At 58.7% G+C, this 17990-nt stretch carries 19 protein-coding genes; all 19 read right to left on the bottom strand.

What is annotated here, in order from left to right; translation table 11 throughout:
• Nucleotides 1-3 precede the first annotated feature (3 nt).
• The 19 genes from ACM64M_RS08615 to ACM64M_RS08525 all read right to left on the bottom strand — a co-directional run bounded on the left by ACM64M_RS08615 (nt 4) and on the right by ACM64M_RS08525 (nt 17981).
• Nucleotides 4-294, bottom strand: a complete 291-nt coding sequence (locus ACM64M_RS08615; RefSeq protein WP_416228276.1) for a DUF1467 family protein — start codon at nt 292-294, stop codon at nt 4-6.
• The gene (locus tag ACM64M_RS08610; protein WP_416228275.1) at nt 291-1961 is read right to left on the bottom strand and encodes a ribonuclease J; all 1671 of its coding nucleotides are present in this window, start codon (nt 1959-1961) and stop codon (nt 291-293) included. The genes ACM64M_RS08615 and ACM64M_RS08610 overlap by 4 nt, the downstream gene beginning before the upstream one ends.
• 27 nt (nt 1962-1988) lie before the next feature.
• Nucleotides 1989-2780, bottom strand: coding sequence for a type III pantothenate kinase (locus tag ACM64M_RS08605; RefSeq protein WP_416228274.1), 792 nt, complete (start codon nt 2778-2780; stop codon nt 1989-1991).
• A complete protein-coding gene (locus tag ACM64M_RS08600; protein WP_416228273.1) occupies nt 2780-3511 on the bottom strand; it encodes a biotin--[acetyl-CoA-carboxylase] ligase in 732 nt (243 codons plus the stop codon). Before ACM64M_RS08600 ends, ACM64M_RS08605 begins: the two co-directional genes overlap by 1 nt.
• Entirely contained in the window at nt 3508-4986 is a 1479-nt protein-coding gene (gene nuoN / locus ACM64M_RS08595) for an NADH-quinone oxidoreductase subunit NuoN (protein ID WP_416228272.1), read from the bottom strand. The genes ACM64M_RS08600 and nuoN overlap by 4 nt, the downstream gene beginning before the upstream one ends.
• Nucleotides 4986-6527, bottom strand: a complete 1542-nt coding sequence (locus ACM64M_RS08590) for an NADH-quinone oxidoreductase subunit M (protein WP_416228271.1) — start codon at nt 6525-6527, stop codon at nt 4986-4988. Before ACM64M_RS08590 ends, nuoN begins: the two co-directional genes overlap by 1 nt.
• A gap of 14 nt (nt 6528-6541) precedes the next feature.
• Entirely contained in the window at nt 6542-8527 is a 1986-nt protein-coding gene (gene nuoL, locus ACM64M_RS08585; protein ID WP_416228398.1) for an NADH-quinone oxidoreductase subunit L, read from the bottom strand.
• Between the two features lie 12 nt (nt 8528-8539).
• A complete protein-coding gene (nuoK, locus tag ACM64M_RS08580) occupies nt 8540-8845 on the bottom strand; it encodes an NADH-quinone oxidoreductase subunit NuoK (RefSeq protein WP_416228270.1) in 306 nt (101 codons plus the stop codon).
• A complete protein-coding gene (locus tag ACM64M_RS08575) occupies nt 8842-9468 on the bottom strand; it encodes an NADH-quinone oxidoreductase subunit J (protein ID WP_416228269.1) in 627 nt (208 codons plus the stop codon). The genes nuoK and ACM64M_RS08575 overlap by 4 nt, the downstream gene beginning before the upstream one ends.
• A gap of 45 nt (nt 9469-9513) precedes the next feature.
• Nucleotides 9514-9999: an NADH-quinone oxidoreductase subunit NuoI gene (gene nuoI, locus ACM64M_RS08570; RefSeq protein ID WP_416228268.1), complete on the bottom strand. Its 486-nt coding sequence runs from the start codon at nt 9997-9999 to the stop codon at nt 9514-9516.
• Nucleotides 9996-10436, bottom strand: coding sequence for a hypothetical protein (locus ACM64M_RS08565; RefSeq protein ID WP_416228267.1), 441 nt, complete (start codon nt 10434-10436; stop codon nt 9996-9998). The genes nuoI and ACM64M_RS08565 overlap by 4 nt, the downstream gene beginning before the upstream one ends.
• The gene (gene nuoH, locus ACM64M_RS08560; protein WP_416228266.1) at nt 10433-11479 is read right to left on the bottom strand and encodes an NADH-quinone oxidoreductase subunit NuoH; all 1047 of its coding nucleotides are present in this window, start codon (nt 11477-11479) and stop codon (nt 10433-10435) included. Before nuoH ends, ACM64M_RS08565 begins: the two co-directional genes overlap by 4 nt.
• Nucleotides 11476-13509 carry an NADH-quinone oxidoreductase subunit NuoG gene (gene nuoG, locus ACM64M_RS08555; protein WP_416228265.1) on the bottom strand — a complete coding sequence of 678 codons (2034 nt, stop codon included), beginning with the start codon at nt 13507-13509 and terminating at the stop codon, nt 11476-11478. Before nuoG ends, nuoH begins: the two co-directional genes overlap by 4 nt.
• Nucleotides 13502-13708, bottom strand: a complete 207-nt coding sequence (locus tag ACM64M_RS08550) for a hypothetical protein (protein ID WP_416228264.1) — start codon at nt 13706-13708, stop codon at nt 13502-13504. Before ACM64M_RS08550 ends, nuoG begins: the two co-directional genes overlap by 8 nt.
• Nucleotides 13705-14997: an NADH-quinone oxidoreductase subunit NuoF gene (gene nuoF, locus ACM64M_RS08545; protein WP_416228263.1), complete on the bottom strand. Its 1293-nt coding sequence runs from the start codon at nt 14995-14997 to the stop codon at nt 13705-13707. The genes ACM64M_RS08550 and nuoF overlap by 4 nt, the downstream gene beginning before the upstream one ends.
• The gene (locus tag ACM64M_RS08540; protein WP_416228262.1) at nt 14984-15172 is read right to left on the bottom strand and encodes a hypothetical protein; all 189 of its coding nucleotides are present in this window, start codon (nt 15170-15172) and stop codon (nt 14984-14986) included. Before ACM64M_RS08540 ends, nuoF begins: the two co-directional genes overlap by 14 nt.
• Nucleotides 15169-15840 carry an NADH-quinone oxidoreductase subunit NuoE gene (gene nuoE, locus ACM64M_RS08535; RefSeq protein ID WP_416228261.1) on the bottom strand — a complete coding sequence of 224 codons (672 nt, stop codon included), beginning with the start codon at nt 15838-15840 and terminating at the stop codon, nt 15169-15171. The genes ACM64M_RS08540 and nuoE overlap by 4 nt, the downstream gene beginning before the upstream one ends.
• A 162-nt stretch (nt 15841-16002) precedes the next feature.
• Nucleotides 16003-17214, bottom strand: coding sequence for an NADH-quinone oxidoreductase subunit D (locus tag ACM64M_RS08530; protein ID WP_416228260.1), 1212 nt, complete (start codon nt 17212-17214; stop codon nt 16003-16005).
• The gene (locus ACM64M_RS08525; RefSeq protein ID WP_416228259.1) at nt 17211-17981 is read right to left on the bottom strand and encodes an NADH-quinone oxidoreductase subunit C; all 771 of its coding nucleotides are present in this window, start codon (nt 17979-17981) and stop codon (nt 17211-17213) included. The genes ACM64M_RS08530 and ACM64M_RS08525 overlap by 4 nt, the downstream gene beginning before the upstream one ends.
• Nucleotides 17982-17990: the final 9 nt, after the last annotated feature.

Genomic DNA, 17990 nt, shown 5'->3' with positions numbered 1-17990 from the left:
GTTTTAGCGGCCCTTCCCAAGCTGCGAGGGCGGATCGGGGAAGACGTTGATATCATCCACCGTTATCCAGCCATATTCAAAATTGAGCACGAACAGGCTGGTAAGCAAAGCCGCGATAATTGTCGCGCGGATCAACAATTTGCTAGGCCGAAAATTAACCGGCGCACTGTCGGCTTGCCCCGGCACCTTTTCCACCCCGGCCTCATCGGCAGTCCGCACGCCAAAGGGCAGCATGACAAAGGCGGTCATGACCCAGAACAGGAAATAGACCGCCAGGATCGACGTTACCTTCATCTGCGCGGCGCTCCTGTTCGGGCGCCGGGCATAACCACGCGCACTTGCGGGCTCTTGCCAGACCAACGCCGCGCCGCACGACGGGCTGCAAGCCGCGCTGCTTCTTGCACCGCTGCTGGGTCGCTGGCGTCGCGACCTTTCAGCTTGCCGATGGCTGTCAGAATGTCGTTTTGCGCTTCTTCAATGAATTCGGGCATGTCCTCGTCAAGCGGCAGACCAAGCACTTCGAGAGCGGGGCTTTCACCGCGCGCCAAAACCACCACGATCACCCCCTCACCCGCAATACGCCTTCGCATAGCGATCGCTTCGCCATCGGCTGGGGCGATAATGTCGCCATCGAGAACAAGCCGCCCGTGGCGAACCTCGGCAATCTTGCCCGGAGCACCCGGAGCAATGCGGACTATATCACCGTTCGATTGAACGATATTCTTCGCGATACCCGCCGCTTTGCCGACCCGCGCCTGTTCGCGCATATGGCGCATTTCCCCGTGGACTGGCACCAGCACCTCGGGCCGCAGCCAATCATAGAGCGCTTCTAGTTCGGGACGACCAGGGTGACCCGAGACATGAATGAAGCTTTGCCGGTCGGTCACCAGCTCGATCCCGCGCCCGGCCAGCTGATTCTGAATCTTGCCGATGGCGATTTCATTGCCGGGGATCTGGCGCGATGAGAAGAGCACGACATCACCGCTGACCAGTTCAATCTGATGATTGCCATCGGCAATGCGTGACAAGGCGGCACGGGGTTCCCCCTGTCCGCCCGTCGCAAGGATCAGCACCTCGCCGCGCGGAAGTTTCATCGCTGTGTTAAAATCAACGGGTGTGGGAAAGTCTTCGAGATAGCCATTATCCTGTGCCACTTCGATAATCCGATCGAGCGACCGCCCGGCGACACAAAGTTGACGGCCCGTTTCGCGCGCAACTTCGCCCAAAGTCTGAAGCCGGGCGACATTGCTGGCAAACGTCGTCACCAGCACACGCTTGCCAGAATGGCGAGCAACCTCTTCCATCAGCCCCTTGTACACTGCGCCTTCGGAACCCGACGGATTGGCATTAAAGACGTTGGTCGAATCGCACACCAGCGCCAGCACGCCCTCGTCGCCTATGGCGCGCAGCTCTTCCTCGGTTGTGGGTTCACCGATGATCGGATCGTCATCAAGTTTCCAATCACCTGTATGAAACACCCGGCCATAGGGTGTGTCTATCAGCAACGCATTGCCCTCTGCGATCGAGTGAGCCAGCGGCAGATAGGTTATCGTGAACGGACCAATATCGATTTCGCCGTGGTCTTCTTCGATAATGTTGAGTTTGACCTTGCCCAGCAACCCCGCTTCTTCAAGCTTGCGCGCGACCAGATCGGCGGTGAACGGAGTGGCGTAGAGCGGCACGCCCAGCTCACCCGCAAAATAAGGCACTGCGCCAATATGATCTTCATGCGCGTGGGTCAGCACTATACCGATCAGATCGCGCGTGCGTTCTTCAATAAATTCCAGATCGGCAAAAACCAGATCAACGCCGGGATATTCTCCGCCGGAAAAGGTCATACCTAGGTCAACCATCAGCCACTTGCCGTCGCAGCCATACAGGTTGACGTTCATGCCAATTTCGCCAGACCCTCCGAGCGCGAGGAAAAGTAATTCATTTTCAGGGGTATAGTTCTTTTTCACATGATCTCGCGTTTTTTGGGGCTTCGCTCAGGCTCCGGCTTGTTTAGCCAGTATTGCGAGCCCTTCTATGGTCAGGTCGGTGTTGACCTCGTCAAAAATATCGGTCGCATCGTCGAACAATATGGCCAGACCGCCGGTTGCGATCACTCTTGCGGGACGGCCAATCTCAGCCTTCATTTTCGCCACGATCCCCTCCATCATGGCGACATAGCCCCAGAATACGCCGATCAGCATCTGATCTTCGGTGTTGCGCCCGATGACACTGGTGGTGGTCGGTGCGCGAATGGCAATGCGTGGCAGTTTGGCGGTCTTACCGACCAAAGCATCAAGCGACAGGTTGATACCTGGAGCAATTGAACCGCCCTTATAAGCGCCATTGAAGTCAATAGCCTCAAATTTGGTCGCGGTGCCGAAATCGACAACGATCAGATCACCGCCATATTTCTTGTGCGCAGCAAGGATGTTGAGAGCGCGATCCGCCCCCAGCGAACTGGGCTGATCGACATCAATCTCAAACTGCCAAGCGGCAGCTCCTTCGCCAGCCTTGATCGGCGTGATTCCAAAATATTTCTGTGCGAGCACCGTCAAATTGTGATCAGCACGCGGCACGACCGAGGCATATATCAGCTGAGTTATGGCTTCGCGTGCCACACCTTCGATGTTGAGCAATTGCAGCAGCCAAACTGCATATTCGTCCCCCGTCCGGCGCGGATCGGTGGCAATACGCCAGCGCGCGCGCGGGGAGAATCCTCCCTGCCCATCCGGTTCGAACAAGGCAAAAACAACATTGGTGTTTCCGACATCGGCGGCCAGCAGCACTAGGATTTCCCTTCTGCAATCAGCGATACATCGCCTGCGTGGATAGTCCGCACTTCACCATTCTCCAAGCGCAACAGCAGCGAACCAGCTTGATCGAGCCCGGCGAATGTGCCGTGCGCCTGTTCTCCATCACCAACATTGACCGAAAGTCCGGTGCCAATGGGAAACGCCCGGTCGCTCCAGCGTCTAAGTAGCCCCGGCAAGCCATCGCTGCGCCACAGCGAAATCGCGTAAGCCATCTCCTTGGCAAGATATTGCAAAATCCTGTCCGGACCACTTTCATTGCTGCTGTTGACGGCGTGAATACTGGTTGTCTGGCGGCTTTCGACTTCGGGTGCAAAGCGAACGTTAATCCCAATCCCCACCACAACGCTATCACCCGTTCTTTCAAGCAAAATGCCGGCGATCTTGGCCTTGCGGACAATGATATCGTTCGGCCATTTCAGATGAAGGTTGGCGTTGACCCCGATTTGTTCACGCAGCATGTCCCACACCGCCGTGCCCGCAACCAGCGAAAGCGTGTGCGCCGGCGGATCGTCTTTGCGCAAGTTCACGACGGTGCTGGCATAAAGGTTTCCCGCAGCACTCAACCATTTGCGACCGCTGCGCCCGCGCCCTGCACGTTGTTGCTCCGCGCGCAGCCAGTAACCTTCTGCTATTGCCTCCCCACTGCTCAATCGGGAGAGCAAGTCGGCATTGGTCGATCCAGTTTCGGGAACGGTTTCGATCAAGGAACTAGGAACAGGGATGCCGCGGCCTTGTCAGCCAGATCTGTCAGCGAAGGGGTCAGCAAATAGCCAAGTGGTGAAACGATCGCCGCAGTCAGACCGAGCAGGACCCAATGTGCAGCGCCGCTCTTGCCCGTGACCACCCCGGCAGGCTCGTCGAAAAACATAACTTTGACAAACTTGATGTAGTAAAATGCGCCGATCACACTTGCGGCGATGGCGATGGCGGCAAAAGCGACCAAGCCCGCTTCGACCGTGGCCTGAAACACCACGAACTTTCCGTAGAAGCCCAGCAAGGGCGGAATTCCCGCAAGGCTGAACATCAAGAATAGCAACCCCCATGCTATCGCAGGGCGGGTCACTGCCAGGCCGCTGATATCACCGAACGTCTCATAGAGTTTGCCGTCCTCGCCGCGCAGCATCAGCAGTGCCGCAAAGCTTCCAAGACTCATCGCAATATAGATGAACAAATAGACCAGCATCGCGCTCGCGCCTTCGGGAATTCCCACAGCCAGCCCCAGCAGGATAAAGCCGACATTGTTGATCGAGGAATAGGCGAGCAGACGCTTTAAATTCTCCTGCCCAATCGCGCCGAGCGCACCGAAAACGATCGATGCAAGCGCCATGAACATTACGATCTGTTGCCATGCCTCAACCTGACCGCCGAACACTTCAAACACCACGCGCGTGGTCAACGCAACGGCGGCAACTTTGGGTGCGGTGGAAAAGAACGCAGTGACTGGTGTCGGCGCGCCTTCGTATACGTCAGGCGTCCACATATGGAACGGCACCGCGGCAATCTTGAAAGCCAGTCCGGATAGCACGAAGATAAGGCCGAACAACTGGCCGGTGCTCATTTCCCCTTCGAGACCGGCTCGCACACTGACAAAATCGGTTCCGCCGGTAAAGCCATACAGCAGGCTCATACCGTAAAGCAGAATGCCCGACGCCAACGCGCCCAGCACGAAATATTTGAGTCCCGCCTCGGCTGAACGCTGATCTTGCCTCAGGATCGAGGCAAGGACGTAAGCGGCCAAACTGTTGAGTTCCAGTCCCAGATAAAGCGTCATGAAATCAGCGGCGGATACCATGATGCTCATGCCCAGCACCGCAAACAGGATCAGCACCGAATATTCGGCGCGCATGCCCTTTTCGCGGCCCGCCGCCTCACTGTCGAAAAATGCCGGGGCCATAATTAAGCACGCAATGGCCGAAAGATAAATCAATGCCTTGGCAAACAACGCAAAGCTGTCGATCTTCATCAAGCTACCGAATGCCAAAGTGTCGGGGCCATCCACTCCGAAATGCAATCCAGGCACTAGCATGAATCCTGCGCCAAACAGCGCTGTCACCGCCAGCACCGCAACCAGGCGGGCCAGCTTGTCGCCGCCCCATGCCGAGACGAGCAGCAACACCAGACCCGCTGAAGTCAACAAAAGTTCAGGCGCGATCAGCGCGAATGAAGCAGGGAAATCCATCAGTGGCTCCCCTCCGCATGATGCTCAATCGCATTGGCAATGTTCTCTCGCGGAGCGCCCACGTCTAGCTCCGCATCCCCAACGGGTGCAGCGGCAGCGATTTGCGCATCAAGCACCGCGATATCGGCGCGCATGGGCGCAAGGAAGCTTTCGGGATAAACCCCCATCCAAAGAACGACGGCGGCGATCGGCGCCATCATCGCCCACTCGCGCGCGGAGATATCCTTCATCGCTGCAGCGTCAGCGTTCTTCTGGTCACCAAATGCTACGCGGCGATAGAGATAAAGCATATAAGCAGCGCCAAGAATGATCCCGGTGGTGCAAATCAGCGCCACGAGGCTGGAAGACTGGTAAATCCCGGCAAGCGACAGGAACTCGCCGACAAAGCCGCTCGTTCCTGGCAGCCCGATAGAAGCCATGGTGAACAGCAGGAAGAAGATCGCGTAATACGGCATGTTGATAGACAGGCCGCCGTAACGCTCAATCTCGCGGGTATGCAGGCGATCATAGATCACGCCCACACACAGGAACAATGCGCCCGAAACGAGGCCGTGGCTGAGCATGACGATCATCGCTCCTTCAAGACCCTGAACGTTGAAAGCGAATAGACCCACGGTAACAATCGCCATGTGCGCGACTGAAGAATAGGCAATCAGCTTCTTCATGTCGGCCTGCACCAGCGCGACGAGCGAGGTGTAAACAACCGCGATCATTGACAGGATGAATACAAACCACGCGAAATCTGCAGAGGCATCGGGGAACATCGGCAGGCTGAACCGGATAAAGCCATAGCCGCCCAGCTTCAGCAGAACCCCTGCGAGGATCACCGAACCGGCAGTCGGCGCCTGCACATGGGCATCGGGCAGCCAGGTGTGGAACGGCCACATCGGAACTTTCACCGCAAAGCTCGCAAAGAACGCTAGCCACAGCCATGTCTGCGCGCCCGCCGGAAAATCATATTGCATCAAGGTCGGGATGTCAGACGTGCCAGCTTCGGCCACCATCCAGAACATCGCGATCAGCATCAGCACCGAACCGATCAGCGTATACAGGAAGAATTTGTAGCTTGCGTAGATGCGGTTATCCCCGCCCCACACGCCGATGATGAGATACATCGGGATCAAGCCCGCTTCGAAGAAGATATAAAACAGGAACAGATCCTGCGCCGCGAAAGTGCCGATCATCAGCACCTCCATGAACAGGAAAGCCGCCATATATTCGCCGACCCGCTTCTGGATCGCGTCCCAGCTGGCAAGGATACAAATCGGCATCAGAAACACACTGAGCATAATCAGCATCAGCGAAATGCCGTCTATACCCAAAGCATAGGAGAAGCCTGCGAACAGTTCATAACGTTCCTGAAACTGCCACTGTGCGCCGCCAATGTCATAATTCGACCACAGCATCACACCGAGCGCGAATGTCGCAAGCGTGCTTGCGAGCGCAATGCCGCGCGCAGCCCGCGCTGCACTGAACAGGCACAGCGCAGCACCTGCGAGCGGAACCAGCATCATGGTGGTGAGGATGGGAAAGCCTTCCATTGCTCAGACGATCCTCAAAGCAGCGCGTAAGTGATTGCAGCGATCAGGCCGAGCAGCATGATCAACGCATAGGTGTAAAGATAGCCAGACTGGATTGTCTTGGCCGCTGCCGCACCGCGGGTAACGGCCCAGGCGACGCCATTGGGGCCAAATCGGTCGATAGTGGCAACATCGCCAAGCTTCCAGAACTGGCGGCCCAGCCAGAATGAAGGCTTAACGAATATCCGGTCATAAAGCTCGTCAAAATACCATTTGTTGAAGACGAACCGGTGCAGAGCGCCAAAGATGTTCACGAATTTGGCAGGGATCTCAGGCTTGGCCATATAGGCGAGATATGCGCCGCCAAATCCAATGATCATCACGATGAACGCCGAATATTTCACCCAGTAAGGCACTGCGTGCATCGCGTGGATCAGGTCCCCATTGTAAAACACCGATCCGCCCCAGAATGCCGCGTCGTCGATAAAACCCGGAGCAAAAAACTGCCCCGCAGCAACCGCCCCGACAGTCAACAAGCCGAGCGGAATGAGCATCGTGACCGGGCTTTCGTGTGGGTGATAGCCGCCAGTCGTATCGTCGCCCGCCTGTTCGGGGGTCTTGTGGACACTGTGCTGGATATGCTCGCTCTCAATCCAGCGCGGCTTACCCCAGAATGTCAGGAACATCAGCCGCCAGCTGTAAAAGCTGGTGAGCAGTGCAGCGGTAACGCCGAGCCAGAACGCCATGACCGAAATTTCAGTCCCGCGCGCAAAGGCGACTTCGAGCACCGCATCCTTCGACCAGAACCCCGCAAAGCCAACACCAAAGTGATACACCCCAAGCCCAGTAATTGCCAGCGTGCCTGCAAGCATCGCGGCAAAGGTCAACGGGATTTCCTTACGCAGACCGCCGTAGCACCGCATATCCTGTTCATGATGCATCGCGTGGATCACTGACCCTGCGCCAAGGAACAGCAATGCTTTGAAGAACGCGTGCGTGAACAGGTGGAACATCGCCACATTGTATGCGCCCACCCCGGCAGCAAAGAACATATATCCCAGCTGCGAGCAGGTCGAATAGGCAATCACCCGCTTGATGTCCCATTGTGTTGTGCCGATGGTCGCGGCGAAGAAGCAGGTGGCTGCACCGATCACTGTCACGATCATCAGTGCGGTTGGCGCGGTTTCGAACATAGGTGACAGACGGCAGACCATGAACACACCCGCCGTCACCATGGTTGCCGCATGGATCAGCGCGGAAACCGGCGTCGGGCCCTCCATCGCGTCAGGTAGCCAAGTGTGCAGGCCCAGCTGAGCCGATTTGCCCATCGCGCCGATGAACAGCAGGATGCACAGAATATCCATCGTATAAAGGCGCATCCCGACAAAGGTTATCGTCGATCCGCTCATACCAGGCGCAGAGGCGAGGATTTCCGAGATCGAGGTCGTCTGGAACACCAGATAAGTGCCAAAGATGCCCAACATGAAGCCAAGGTCGCCCACGCGGTTGACCACAAACGCCTTGATTGCGGCGGCTCCGGCGCTTGGCTTCTTGAACCAGAAACCGATCAGCAGATACGAGGCAAGCCCCACCCCTTCCCAACCAAAGAACATCTGCACAAGGTTGTCTGCTGTCACCAGCATCAGCATCGCAAAGGTGAACAGCGACAAATAAGCGAAGAACCGCGGCTGATCCGGGTCTTCCTCCATGTATCCCCACGAATAGAGGTGCACGAGCGCGGACACAGTGTTGATCACTACCAGCATCACGGCGGTGAGCGCATCGACGCGCAGCGCCCAATCAAACGCCAGGTCGCCCGAACGAACCCATTGCAGCACAGGGACAACCTGCGCGGTTTCTGTCCCGGCAAGAAAGCCGAGGAAAATCGGCCAGCTCAAAGCCGCAGAAAGGAACAGCGCCCCGGTCGTGACCGATTTGGTTATTGCATTGCCCAGCGCCCGATTGCCCAGCCCTGCGATGATCGCAGCGAGCAACGGCGCGAAAACGATGATGAGGATCATATCCACCGGCGGCTATCCCTTCATCCGGTTGACATCATCGACCGCGATTGTCCCGCGCCCGCGATAATAGATGACGAGAATAGCAAGCCCGATGGCCGCCTCTGCCGCCGCAACAGTGAGCACCATCATGGCGAAGACCTGACCGACCAGATCCTGCATGAAGGCGCTGAAAGCGACCAGATTGATGTTCACACTCAGCAGGATCAGTTCAATCGCCATCAGGATGACGATCACATTCTTGCGATTGAGGAAAATCCCCAGCACGCCAAGCACGAACAGGATCGCTCCGACGGTCAGGTAATGTTCGATACCGATCACAGTTCGACCCCCTTCCCGTATTTGGGGTTCTTCATGATGGTCGCATCCTCGGGGCGGCGGCTGATTTGCTTGCCGATGTCCTGACGCCCGCGCGCGCCCGGCCTTGGTTCGCGGTGGGTCAGCACGATGGCCCCAATCATCGCCACCAGCAAGATGATCCCGGCGATCTCGAACAGGATGATATAGCGCCCATACAGCAGCGCCCCGATGGCCTCGATATTGCTGACCCCCGGGCGACCCGTTGCGGCCATTCCGTCAGGCGTGCCAAGTTCCAGCCCGCCCGCGCCGTAGGCACCAATCCCAAGGAACAATTCGGCCAGCAGGATCAAAGCAACTGCGATCCCCAGCGGAAAATTCTTGATGAAGGATGACCGCAATTCCGCAAGATCAATGTCGAGCATCATCACCACGAACAGGAACAGCACCGCAACGGCACCGACGTAAACGATCACAAGCAGCATCGCGATGAACTCCGCGCCCACCAGCACCATCAGCCCAGCCGCGTTAAAAAACGCCAAGATCAGCCACAGCACGCTGTGCACCGGATTGCGCGACATGATGACCATGACCGCGCTTGCGATGACCAGCCCTGCGAACAGGTAAAAGGCGAGTGTCTGAATCATGATCCCTGTTTTTCCGTCCCGCGTGTGTTGGCTTTGCTCGGGGCCCTAGCGATAGGGTGCGTCGGCTTCAAGATTGGCCGCGATGGCCCGTTCCCACTTGTCACCGTTCGCCAGCAGCTTTGCCTTGTCGTACAGCAGCTCTTCGCGGGTTTCGGTGGAATATTCGAAATTCGGCCCCTCGACGATGGCATCGACCGGGCAGGCTTCCTGACAGAAGCCGCAATAGATGCACTTGGTCATGTCGATATCGTAGCGGGTGGTGCGGCGGCTGCCGTCCTCGCGCGGTTCGCTCTCGATGGTGATCGCCTGCGCCGGGCACACGGCCTCGCACAGCTTGCACGCGATGCAGCGTTCTTCGCCGTTCGGATAGCGGCGCAGCGCGTGCTCACCGCGGAAACGCGGGGAAAGCGGCGACTTCTCGAAGGGGTAGTTGATCGTCACCTTGGGCTTGAAGAAATACTTCAGCGTCAAGGCATGCGCTTTTAGGAATTCCCAAAGGGTGAAGCTCTTGATGAGGTGGGACACTGTCATTGTTTCTGTTGCCTGAATGTTGGATCGCACTGATATTCCCGTGTGCCGCCATCAAATTCGAGTTTGGCCGTAACGACACGGGTTCCCCTGCCAGCATTATGCTCGTCCCGGATCACCAATGTCGCCGGTCCACCGTCACGCTCTCCGGTGAGGTGGGCGTAAAACACCACTATGTCGTCCCCTTTTTGGGTATCGACGCGCGTGATGTAACCGTTTTCGAACTGATGAGACGGACCGTTGCTGAACAGGCGGACAGTCGGGGCATTGTTACCCTTCTCCACATCGAGTGTACCGAGTTCGCGATAGCCCGTTTCCGGCAAGACATCAGTGATGCAGACATGGAGGAATGCGACTTTCTGGCGGAATTCTTCCGGCGCAACGGTATTGGCCCCAACAGGACCAAGTTCCGCCGCGAGAGCTAGGGTGAGCGCAATCATCCGAAATGCCCAATCGCCATCAGATACCCGCTGATCACCGCCACAAACAGCAGGCTCATCGGCAGGAACACCTTCCAACCAAGCCGCATTAATTGGTCATAGCGGTACCGCGGCACGGTGGCCCAGATCCAGCTGAAGATCAGGAAAAACCCGAAGGTCTTGAGCAGGAACCACACGATTCCCGGCACATAATAAAGCGGTGCCCACTCAATCGGGGGTAGCCACCCGCCCATGAACAGCAGGGTGCACAGCGAACACATCAGCAGGATGTTGGCATATTCGCCCAGCCAGAACAGCGCGAAGGCCATGGAGGAATATTCGGTCTGATACCCAGCGACCAGCTCGCTCTCCGCCTCGGTCAGATCAAACGGCGCACGCGCGGTTTCGGCCAGCGCGCTGATGAAGAACACCACGAACATCGGGAACAAGAGCAGGTTGAAGGCGAAGGCGTTGACGATGCCGAACCCATGCCCGCGCTGCGCCTCGACAATGCCGCTCATGTTGAACGTCCCCGCCCACAGCACAACGCACACGAGGATAAAGCCGATCGAGACCTCATAAGAGATCATCTGCGCGGCGGCCCGCATCGCGGAGAAGAACGGGTATTTCGAGTTTGACGCCCACCCGCTCATCACCACGCCGTAAACGCCCAAGGAGCTGATCGCGAGGATGTAGAGAAGGCCGACATTGATGTCCGCCAGCACCACGCCTGCATCAAACGGGATCACCGCCCACGCAGCGAGCGCCACGGTGAAGGTGATGATCGGCGCGAGCAGGAAGATGCCCTTGTTCGCGGCGCTCGGGATGATCGTCTCTTGCAAGAACACCTTGAGCCCGTCCGCGAAGGACTGGAGCAGCCCGAAAGGTCCCACCACATTGGGACCGCGCCGCAACATCACCGCGCCCAGCACCTTGCGGTCGACATAGATCACCATAGCGACACTGAACATGACGAGCAGCGAGATGATCAGGATCCCCGCGAGCGTCGCGATGGTCCATGCCCATTCGTACGGCAGGCCGAGCGATTGGAAGAAGGGAGTCATTCTGCCGCCTCCTTCATTTCGGCCCCATGCAGCAGTTCGGCCGAACATTGCTGCATCACCGCGCTCGCGCGGGCGATGGGGTTGGTGAGGTAGAAATCCTTGACCGGATAGGCGGTGATTTCGCCTTCGAACTTCGCAGCCGAATCTGCCTTGGACAGAGCGCCGTAATCGGCAAGTCCCTCTTCTCCCAGTGCGGGAGCCTCGGCGATCATCTTCGCCTGCAATTCCCCAAAGCTGTCAAAGCCCACGCTCACACCCAGAGCATCAGCCAGCGCGCGCAGGATCGTCCAATCCTCACGCGCGTCGCCCGGCGCGAACACGGCTTTCTCGGCGAATTGCACCCGGCCTTCGGTGTTGACGTAAGTCCCATCCTTTTCGGCATAGGACGCGCCCGGCAGGATAATGTCGGCGTGATGCGCGCCCTTGTCGCCGTGGTGGCCGATATAGACCTTCAGGGCATCGGCGAACGGCTCAAAATTCATCTCATCCGCACCGAGGCTGAGCACCACCTTGGGGCTGGCAGCCGCGATCTCAGCCATGCCGCTTGGCACGGTGAAATCGAGCATCAGCGAACCCATGCGCGCGGCGCTCATGTGCAGGACGTTGAAACCGTTCCAGGTTGTCCCGTCTTCTTTGGCCCGCACCAGCTTGAGCTTGTCGACCAGCTTGAGCGCCGGAGCCAACGCCCCCGCCGCCAGAGCCGCGCCGCCAAGGATCACTGCCGGGCGTGTCGCCGCCTTCATCGCATCGCCCAAAGCCTTGGGAACGCGGTTCAGCACCTTCAAATCTTCGCCAAGGAAGGTCGCCGGATAGGTCGTTTCCCATTCCGGCCCGACCACGAACACCTTCGCCCCGGCCTTCACCGCCTTGCGGATACGCGCATTGACCAGAGCCGCTTCCCAGCGGATGTGGCTGCCGATGATGAAGATGCAGTCAGCCGTCTCGATCCCGGCAAATGTCGAGTTGAAATTGACCGCCGCGAGGTTCGTGACGTCGTAGGTCATGCCGGTCTGGCGCGCTTCGACGAGGTCGGAACCACATGCCTTCACCAGCGCCTTGGCCGCGAACATCGTCTCGCAATCGACGAGGTCGCCCGCGACAGCAGCGATCTTGCTCTTGTCCTTGCCAAGGTGGCTGGCAATGGAGTCAAACCCTTCGGTCCAGGTCGCGGGCGCAAGCTTCCCTGCCTTGCGCACATACACCTTGTCGAGCCGCCGCTTGCTCAGACCATCGACCTGATAGCGGCCCTTGTCGCTCAGCCACTCCTCGTTGACGTCATCGTTGATGCGCGGCAGCGCGCGCATGACTTCGCGGCCCTTGGAATGCAGCGAGATATTCGCGCCCACCGCATCCGACACATCAACGCTCAGCGTGCGTTTCAATTCCCACGGGCGCGCTTCAAAAGCGTAGGGGCGCGAGGTCAGTGCGCCGACCGGGCACAGGTCGATCACATTAGCCGACAATTCATGCGCCGCCGCCTGTTCGAGATAGGTGGTGATCTGCATATCCTCGCCGCGATACAGCGCGCCGATTTCGTCCACGCCCGCAATCTCCTCGGAGAAACGAACGCAGCGGGTGCAGTGAATGCAGCGCGTCATGATCGTCTTGATCAGCGGGCCCATGTATTTCTCGGTCACAGCACGCTTGTTTTCACGTTCGTACCGCGAACCGCCGCGGCCATAGGCGACCGCCTGATCCTGCAAATCGCACTCGCCGCCCTGATCACAGATCGGGCAATCGAGCGGGTGATTGATGAGCAGGAACTCCATCACCCCTTCGCGGGCCTTCTTGACCATCGGCGTGTCGGTGCGGATTTCCTGACCCTCGGCAGCGGGCAGCGCGCAGGACGCCTGTGGCTTGGGCGGCCCGGGCTTCACCTCGACCAGACACATCCGGCAATTGCCTGCGATGCTGAGCCGTTCGTGATAGCAGAAGCGCGGGATTTCCTTGCCCGCCAGCTCGCACGCCTGCAGCACAGTCGCGCCCGCCGGGACCTCGATTTCCTGACCGTCTACGGTGACTTTAGGCATTAGCCGTGCCTTTCGAATTTCTCGATTTTTTGCGGGTCGTCCAAGCAACAAACCCGAATGAGATCGCTGGAATGAACAGAGCGGCAAGCGCCTCGACGCTCGGCTCGGCTGTGGCGCTCAACATAGCCGCGACCACAACAGCAAGGATCGCGAAGAGCGCGCTTATCCCAAGCAAAATCGTGTGAAGGGCTTCTTTCACTCCGCCGCCTCCGCAAACTGCGCGTTGTGCTCATGGATCCGGCGTTCCAGCTCCGGCCGGAAATGCCGGATCAGCCCCTGGATCGGCCATGCCGCCGCATCGCCGAGCGCGCAAATGGTGTGGCCTTCGACCTGCTTGGTGACTTCGTGCAGCATGTCGATTTCCTCGATTGCCGCATCGCCCGTGCGCAAGCGTTCCATCATGCGCCACATCCAACCCGTGCCTTCACGGCAGGGGGTGCACTGGCCGCAGCTTTCGTGCTTGTAGAAATAGCTGATGCGGCTGATCGCGCGAACAATATCGGTTGACTTGTCCATCACAATCACCGCTGCGGTGCCAAGCCCGCTGCCAAGGTCTTTCAGCCCGTCAAAATCCATCAGCGCATGACGCATCTGTTCGGCGGGGACAAGCGGCACCGATGATCCACCGGGGATCACCGCCAGCAGATTGTCCCACCCGCCGCGAATGCCGCCGCAATGTTTTTCAATCAGTTCCTCGAACGGGATGCTCATCGATTCTTCAACGACGCAGGGCTTTTCCACGTGGCCGCTGATCTGGAACAGCTTGGTGCCCTTGTTGTTCTCGCGCCCGAAGCTGCTGAACCATGAAGCCCCGCGCCGCAGGATCGTCGGCGCGACCGCGATGCTCTCGACATTGTTGACCGTGGTCGGGCAGCCATAAAGGCCCGCGCCCGCCGGGAACGGGGGTTTGAGGCGCGGTTGGCCCTTCTTGCCTTCGAGGCTCTCGATCATAGCGGTTTCTTCACCGCAGATATAGGCACCCGCACCGCGGTGCATGAACACGTCGAAATCATAGCCCGAACCGCAGGCGTTCTTGCCAATCAACCCAGCATTATAAGCTTCGTCTATGGCCTTTTGCAGCGTTTCGGCCTCGCGGATATACTCGCCGCGAATGTAGATGTACGCCGCTCGCGCGCGCATCGCGTAACCGGCGACCAGCGCGCCTTCGATCAGCTTGTGCGGATCGTGGCGCAGGATTTCGCGGTCCTTGCAACTGCCCGGTTCTGATTCGTCGGCGTTGATGACGAGGAAACTGGGCCGACCGTCGCGCGAAACTTTGGGCATGAACGACCATTTGAGGCCAGTGGGGAAACCTGCCCCGCCGCGCCCGCGCAGGCCGCTAGCCTTCATCTCTTCGATAATCGAGTCCTGCCCGCGTGCGAGCAGCGCCTTGGTCCCATCCCAATCGCCGCGCGCCTGCGCTGCCTTCAGGCCCCAGTCCTGAAAGCCGTAGACATTGGTGAAGATCCGGTCCCTATCGGCCAGCATCGGGTGATCCCTTCATTTTTGCCAATTTTAGCTGACGCAAAGTCAAAACCTGAAAGATCAGTCCCATAGCCATCAATGCGATTCCGATGCCGCGCTCTCCGGTTGCAGCAAGATATGCGCCTGCGCCAAATCCAATGAGGCCCGCCAGCAACAATGCGAGGACGCCGCCGTTCATTGCCACTCGCCCCGGTAATCGTGGTTTTTGGTGACCATTTCTTTCAGCGTGGTCGGCCCGCCGCTGGGTTCGGACGTATGCCGCCCCGGCTCCTGCGTGCCCGCCTTGGGCATCTCGCCCGCTGCCAGTGCATCGAGCACCGCGTCCAAGCGTTCGGGCGTCAGGTCTTCGTAATTGTCGTCGTTGATCTGGACCATCGGCGCGGTGGCGCAATTGCCCATGCATTCGACTTCTGTGAGGGTCCACAGCCCGTCCGCCGATACCCCGCCCTTCACCATCCCTCGGCTTTTGCAGGCGGCGATGATGTCGTCGCTGCCGCGCAGCATGCAGGGCGTGGTGCCGCACACCTGGACGTGGAATTTGCCGACGGGCTTCAGGTTATACATGAAGTAGAAGCTGGCGACTTCGAGCACGCGGATCACCGGCATGTCGAGATACTTCGCGACAAATTCGATCACCGGCAGCGGCAGCCAGCCTTGCGTATCGGTCTCCTCGCCCACCTGCCGCTGGGCAAGATCGAGCAGTGCCATAACCGCCGATTTCTGGCGGCCATCAGGATACTTGGCGATCTCGCGGTCGGCCCTGGCTTTGTAGGCCTTGGAAAAAGCGAAGTCGCCCCAACGCGCGCGAAGTTCGGGGGTATCGGGTGCAGGTGTGCGGTCAGCCATTCGAGATTTCCCCGTCCCGATACTTCACTGCGTAAATGACCCACATTGTTGAGAGCATTATTACGACAGGCACTCCTGCGCCTTCCTTGCCTTGTCCGATCAGAAAGGCAGCAGCCATGATCACGAACGGCACAATGTAAAAACGGTTAGCTAGCTTCTTGCTCACCGGTCGCACTCCCCGAACACCACGTCGATCGCGCCCAGAATGGCGGTCGCGTCGGGCAGCATGTGGCCTTTGCTCATGAATTCCATCGCCTGCAGGTGCGAGAACGCCGTGGGGCGGATCTTGCAGCGGTAAGGCTTGTTGGTGCCATCGCTGACGAGGTAGACGCCGAATTCGCCCTTGGGGCTTTCGGTCGCGACATAGACCTCGCCCGCAGGCACGTGGAAGCCTTCGGTGTAGAGCTTGAAATGGTGGATCAGCGCTTCCATCGACTGCTTCATCTCGCCGCGCTTGGGCGGAGAAACCTTGCCATCGCTGCTGGCAATCGGACCAACAGGCATCTGCGCGATGCATTGCTTGATGATTTTCGCGCTCTCGCGCACTTCCTTCACCCGCACCATGAAACGGTCGTAGCAATCGGAGTTGGTGCCGACCGGGATGTCGAATTCCATCCGGTCATAGACATCATAGGGCTGCGACTTGCGCAAATCCCACGGAATGCCCGCCGCGCGGATCATTGGACCGCTGAAACCCCACGCAATCGCATCATCGCGGCCAACCACGGCGATATCGACATTGCGCTGTTTGAAAATGCGGTTGTCGATCACCAGGCTCATCGCGTCGTCGAACAGCTGGAAGAACCGGTTGTCGAGCCAGTCGCCAATATCGACCAGCAGCTTTTCGGGCACATCCTGATGCACGCCGCCGGGCCGGAACCATGCGCTGTGCATGCGAGCTCCGCTCGCGCGTTCGAAGAAATTGAGGCAATCCTCGCGCAGTTCGAACACCCACAGGTTGGGCGTCATCGCGCCCACGTCCATCACATGCGCGCCGATGTTGAGCATATGGTTGCAGATGCGGGTCAGTTCCGCGAACAACACGCGCAGATACTGGGCGCGTTCCGGCACTTCGAGGTTCAGCAGCTTTTCGATTGCCAGAACGTAGGAGTGCTCCTGACACAGCGGCGAGCAGTAATCGAGCCGGTCGAAATAGGGCAGCGCCTGAAGATAGGTCTTAGTCTCGATCAGCTTCTCAGTGCCGCGATGCAACAGCCCGATATGCGGATCGACGCGTTCGATCACCTCGCCGTCCAATTCCATCACCATCCGCAGCACGCCGTGTGCCGCCGGGTGCTGAGGCCCGAAATTGAGCGTGTAATTCTGGATAACATCGCCGTCGGTGGTCGGAGAATTTTCGATCTGGACGCTCATTCGTCGCCCTCCTTGACGTCTTCGATGTCCACCTCGATCATGTCGGGCGGAACAGCATCGGTGCCCTCGGCAGCGACTTCGCAGGTTTCCGGATCGGCGCCGCTGTCACCCGGCTTTTCGGTCACCTTGGGCCTGTCCACTTGCGGCGGGCCATCGGCCTTTTCATCACCGGGCAGCACGTAATCGGAGCCTTCCCATGGGGAGAGAAAGTCGAAAGTGCGCATGTCCTGCGGCAGTTCTACCGGCTCGTAAACAACGCGCTTTTCCTCCTCGGAATACCGCAGTTCTATATAGCCGGTCATCGGGAAGTCCTTGCGGAAAGGATGCCCTTCGAAGCCGTAATCGGTGAGGATGCGGCGCAGGTCGGAATTGCCATCGAACACCACGCCGTAAAGGTCGAACACTTCGCGTTCGAGCCAGCCCGCATTGGGCCACAGCGTCGTGACAGTCGGCACCGGCGTGTTCTCGTCGGTCGAAACTTTTACCATGACGCGGTGGTTCTTGGTGAGCGAGAGCAGCATATAGACCACCTCGAACCGCTCGGCCCGGTCGGGGTAATCCGCGCCCGCGATCTCCATCAGCTGTTGGTAGCCGTGATCGTCGCGCAAGGTGCGCAGTACGGTTTCGATATCCTCCCGCTTGGCGGTCAGGATAATTTCGCCTTGCTGCTCATACGCACCGTACAGCCACACGCTGACGCTTTCACTCAGCGCATCGATGACGCCAGCGTTCGAAGCAAACTTTGGGGCGGAATGGAGAACTGACATTCTGGGTCC

It is taken from the genome of Qipengyuania sp. ASV99 (genome assembly GCF_047872805.1).
In the GTDB taxonomy this organism is placed as follows: domain Bacteria; phylum Pseudomonadota; class Alphaproteobacteria; order Sphingomonadales; family Sphingomonadaceae; genus Erythrobacter.
The sequence above is the reverse complement of the archived record's forward strand: the minus strand, read 5'-3'. Positions and strand labels throughout refer to the sequence as shown.

Bases quoted from the DNA above. Each gene is read 5' to 3' on its own strand.
- ACM64M_RS08615 (WP_416228276.1), bottom strand. From the start codon at position 294: ATGAAGGTAACGTCGATCCTGGCGGTCTATTTCCTGTTCTGGGTCATG.
- nuoN (WP_416228272.1), bottom strand. From the start codon at position 4,986: ATGGATTTCCCTGCTTCATTCGCGCTGATCGCGCCTGAACTTTTGTTG.
- ACM64M_RS08590 (WP_416228271.1), bottom strand. From the start codon at position 6,527: ATGGAAGGCTTTCCCATCCTCACCACCATGATGCTGGTTCCGCTCGCA.
- nuoL (WP_416228398.1), bottom strand. From the start codon at position 8,527: ATGATCCTCATCATCGTTTTCGCGCCGTTGCTCGCTGCGATCATCGCA.
- ACM64M_RS08575 (WP_416228269.1), bottom strand. From the start codon at position 9,468: ATGATTCAGACACTCGCCTTTTACCTGTTCGCAGGGCTGGTCATCGCA.
- nuoI (WP_416228268.1), bottom strand. From the start codon at position 9,999: ATGACAGTGTCCCACCTCATCAAGAGCTTCACCCTTTGGGAATTCCTA.
- ACM64M_RS08565 (WP_416228267.1), bottom strand. From the start codon at position 10,436: ATGATTGCGCTCACCCTAGCTCTCGCGGCGGAACTTGGTCCTGTTGGG.
- nuoH (WP_416228266.1), bottom strand. From the start codon at position 11,479: ATGACTCCCTTCTTCCAATCGCTCGGCCTGCCGTACGAATGGGCATGG.
- nuoG (WP_416228265.1), bottom strand. From the start codon at position 13,509: ATGCCTAAAGTCACCGTAGACGGTCAGGAAATCGAGGTCCCGGCGGGC.
- nuoF (WP_416228263.1), bottom strand. From the start codon at position 14,997: ATGCTGGCCGATAGGGACCGGATCTTCACCAATGTCTACGGCTTTCAG.
- ACM64M_RS08540 (WP_416228262.1), bottom strand. From the start codon at position 15,172: ATGAACGGCGGCGTCCTCGCATTGTTGCTGGCGGGCCTCATTGGATTT.
- nuoE (WP_416228261.1), bottom strand. From the start codon at position 15,840: ATGGCTGACCGCACACCTGCACCCGATACCCCCGAACTTCGCGCGCGT.
- ACM64M_RS08530 (WP_416228260.1), bottom strand. From the start codon at position 17,214: ATGAGCGTCCAGATCGAAAATTCTCCGACCACCGACGGCGATGTTATC.
- ACM64M_RS08525 (WP_416228259.1), bottom strand. From the start codon at position 17,981: ATGTCAGTTCTCCATTCCGCCCCAAAGTTTGCTTCGAACGCTGGCGTC.